Raw genomic sequence first — 4,045 nt, 5'->3', positions numbered from 1 at the left:
CTGCGCTCATCAAGTAATTGTAGGGCAATTGACGTAACATTCCGCTCTTTTGCAGGTACCCCTGCGCCCGTTCCTAAAAATACGACTTCCACCTGAGAAATCCTCCAATTAAATTGCGTTATTCATTTGTTATACCTCAATCTACTATACCATATTGTGGCTTTCGTTTTCACCAGACATGCGAGTGAACGAATATCAGAACATTGTTAAGGCATACTTTAAAAAGGTATTTAAAAAATTCTATCTAATTAGTTGATTTACTAAACAAAAAAGTATACATTAAATGAATATTAACATTGTGTGGAAATGTGGGGGATTTAATATGACAAATACAGCACCAAAATCAATCGTGATTATATTTGGAGCGACTGGTGATCTGGCGAATCGAAAGCTCTATCCTTCTATCTATAATCTTTATACAAAAGGTAAGCTTTCTGAGGATTTTGCAGTAATCGGTGTGGCAAGACGCCCATTAAAAAATGAGGAATTCCAGCAGAACGTAAGAAATTCTGTTTCTGGACGATTTGACGAAAAACGAGAAGATGTTGAGAAGTTCTCAAAACATTTTTACTACCATCCTTTTAATGTGAATGATAGTGCATCCTATAGAGAGTTAAAGGTACTTGCAGAAGAATTAGATTCAACCTACAACACGGGTGGAAACAGAATCTTCTATTTAGCCATGGCACCTGAGTTCTTTGGAACAATTGCAGTTAATCTGAAGTCAGAAGGGTTAACATCAACAGAAGGTTACACAAGACTCGTCATTGAAAAACCATTTGGACATAACCTACCTTCTGCAAAACAACTGAACGAACAACTTCGCCATGCCTTTTCTGAGGATGAAATATTCCGAATTGACCATTATTTAGGTAAGGAAATGGTCCAAAATATTGAAGTGATTCGTTTCGCAAATGCAATATTCGAACCACTTTGGAACAATCGATACATATCAAATATCCAAGTCACTTCAAGTGAGGTGCTTGGTGTAGAAGACCGTGGCGGCTATTATGAAAAATCAGGTGCCCTCCGCGATATGGTTCAAAACCATATGCTTCAAATGGTTGCATTGTTAGCGATGGAACCGCCAATTAAATTAAACACAGATGAGATTCGTAGCGAAAAAATTAAAGTGTTACGAGCCCTTCGACCATTGGAAGAAGAAGATGTTAAAAAATACTTCGTAAGAGGTCAATATGGTGCCGGCACATTAAATGGAAAACAAGTTCCGGGTTACCGGGAAGAAGAGAATGTAGATCCAGTGTCAAATACTACTACATTTGTTGCAGGTAAGCTGTTAATCGATAATTTCAGATGGGCTGGTGTTCCTTTCTATATCCGCACCGGTAAGAGAATGAAGGAAAAATCCACAAAGATTGTTGTTCAATTCAAAGACATTCCGATGGATTTATATTATAAAGAGGATAATGAACGTCAAAATCCAAACCTGCTGGTCATTAATATCCAACCTGATGAAGGTATTACCCTTTATTTAAATGCGAAAAGACCGGGACAAAATACGATGACATTACCTGTTAAGCTAGATTATTGCAATAACTGCATCGACGGCATAAATACACCAGAAGCTTATGAAAAGCTCATCTTTGATTGTATGATGGGTGATACAACGAACTTTGCTCACTGGGATGAAGTTGCCCTTTCATGGCGTTATATAGACTCCATTTCAAAGGTTTGGGAAAATCAAATAGCAACAGAATTTCCTAATTACCCTTCTGGTTCTAACGGTCCAAAGCCATCAGATGAATTATTGGCCGAGGATGGATTCCAATGGTGGTCAGTGGAAGATTAAATCATGTAAAAAGACCCCTTCTCTCTACTTGAGTTGGGGTCTTTAATCACTTAAAAAGTCTTTCTCGAAACTTGTTCCGTGTTCATTATTTCGAGGATTTTTATCCTTTGGAAGCTTGATTCCATTTGACAGAATCTCGTTTCCATACTTACCCTTCAATTCGTCAATCACCTTGAATAAAGGCTCTTTTTTTGCTTCTTTTTCATAGGAAAATAGATCCAGCTGTTTAAACGCTTCATGTTTCTCAACTAGTTCCTGCGCAGTGACACCTAATAATCGGATAGGTTCCCCGTTCCAATGTTTTTTCCAAAGATGCTTTGCAGCCAAATAAATTTCTTGGTCTTGATCAATTGGGTTATCAAGCTTTCGACTTCTTGTTACCGTTTTTCGGTCAGAATAGCGAATCATCAACTGGACATTATATGATAGCATGTCCTTTCGTCTAATCCGAGCCCCGACGGAGTTTGATAGTCTTTTAATAACACCAAGAAGCTGTTCCTCATCTGTAGAATCATAAGGCAATGTTGTCGAATTTCCGATGCTTTTAAACACTGAAATGGAATCTGGATCAACAGGTCTTTTGTCGATTCCATTCGCACGTTGCTTAATCCTCTCTCCATTTATACCTAACAATTGCTTTAATTGAATGTCATTTCCCTTTGCAAGGTCGCCAATTGTTTTAATATTTATTGTCGCCAATTTCTCAGCTGTCTTCGATCCAACTCCATGCATTTCTCCAACTGGCATTGGCCAAAGAATCGTAGGAACATCCCGCTTTCGTAAAACCGTAATTCCTAACGGTTTTTTCATATCAGATCCCATTTTTGCTAGAAATTTATTCGGCGCAATTCCAATACTACAAGGCAGAAGGAGTGTCTTTTGTAAAGTCTCTTGAATGGAGTTCGCAATTTCAATTGGAGATCCTTTTTCATAAGAGTTTGTTATATCGAGATAGCCTTCATCTATTGAAACAGGTTCAACTAGATCCGTATACGTTCGGAGAATATCAAACATCGCTAGCGAGGCACTCCGATAGCGTTCAAAATTCGGTTTTCGGACGATTAGATTGGGACATTTACGCTTTGCCTCCCATAAGGGCATCGTCGTTTTCACCCCAAATGCACGTGCCTCATAGCTGCATGTCACGATAATTCCCCTTCGCTCTTCGGGATTCCCAGCAATGGCCAGGGGCTTCCCCTTTAAAGAAGGGTCATAGGCAATTTCAACGGACGCATAGAAGCTATTCATGTCTACATGTAAAATAACCCTTCCGTTTTTCGGATACATTTTTTTCATGATTTACACTTCCCTATTAATCCACTACTAGTATGAGTTCAAAAAGGTGGATGAAAAGGACCAAGAAGTTCGAGGCGGCGCGGTTTTGAGTAGCGGAACGTATGTAGTTAATACGTGAGCAAATGTTCTTGCACGCAGGAAAAGCGATTTTCTTTTCCAGGAAAGAAGAAACAAGCCAACGAGCTTCCACAGGATGTGCCGGCATTTAGTCGAAGCTCCTCTAGCGACTTGTCATTTTCACCCTACTTTTTGAACATCCTCTATTACTAGTTTATCATAGAAAAAGCCACCTATTCTATTGGTGGCTGTGGATGTGTTCCTCAATCGTATCGAATCCTTCTAAACCCTCAAACAGTTTTGCTGGGTCTATTAAAGTAATCATTTTTTCCTTAAGTGTCGCAACCCCAGTTATATATGGGGAAAGCTGATACGTTAAATTTAATTTTTTCAATTGATTTTGAGGGATATCGATTATTTCTTTTGCGTCATCCACAAGTAATCCCACTGACAATGTATCCGTTTTTGCAACGATGATCTTTGTTTTCTCAGTATAATTTATGGCTCTATTAAATAATATGATTCCAATATCCACGATTGGAATTAGTTCATCGCGAATGGAAAGGACACCTAACATATAATTTGGCATTTGCGGAATGGCAGTTAGCTCCTGGACTCTTTCGATTGAAATCACATTAAAAACAGGAACACCGAATTCCTCATTACCTGCTGAAAATACAACAACTTTCTGATCTTCCATAAAACATTCACCTCTACCCTAATAACGACAATTTATATTCTATCTCTATCATACTTTACCCGATTACGAAATGAAATAAAAAAGTGAAACTCCCTTTTTTACCGGGAATTCCACTTTTTTCAATGTCCAGCTTCAGGCGCCATCGGCTCGAGGTCATAAGTATATCGCTTTGGAAGGTAAAA

Annotated in this window: 4 protein-coding genes; 1 reads left to right on the top strand and 3 read right to left on the bottom strand. The window is 38.6% G+C overall.

Annotation, left to right across the window (positions count from 1 at the left end):
* A partial coding sequence (locus V7147_RS25260; protein ID WP_438824615.1) for a hypothetical protein occupies window positions 1–92 on the bottom strand: 92 nt, incomplete at its 3' end.
* 230 nt (window positions 93–322) lie between these two features.
* Here V7147_RS25260 and zwf point away from each other — a divergent pair.
* Entirely contained in the window at window positions 323–1,810 is a 1,488-nt protein-coding gene (gene zwf / locus V7147_RS19790) for a glucose-6-phosphate dehydrogenase (RefSeq protein ID WP_335369535.1), read from the top strand.
* 42 nt (window positions 1,811–1,852) lie between these two features.
* On the opposite strand, the gene V7147_RS19785 is transcribed toward zwf, so the two are convergent.
* Complete coding sequence (locus V7147_RS19785) at window positions 1,853–3,106, bottom strand: DNA polymerase IV (protein ID WP_335369534.1); 1,254 nt, start codon at window positions 3,104–3,106, stop codon at window positions 1,853–1,855.
* A 295-nt stretch (window positions 3,107–3,401) separates the two neighbouring features.
* Window positions 3,402–3,863, bottom strand: a complete 462-nt coding sequence (locus tag V7147_RS19780) for a chemotaxis protein CheW (RefSeq protein WP_335369533.1) — start codon at window positions 3,861–3,863, stop codon at window positions 3,402–3,404.
* Window positions 3,864–4,045 lie beyond the last annotated feature (182 nt).

The sequence above is a fragment of the Bacillus sp. JJ1521 genome (genome assembly GCF_036965165.1).
In the GTDB taxonomy this organism is placed as follows: Bacteria; Bacillota; Bacilli; order Bacillales; family Bacillaceae_L; genus Ferdinandcohnia.
Note: the sequence above shows the minus strand (reverse complement) of the source record. Positions and strands in the feature narration are given on the sequence as shown.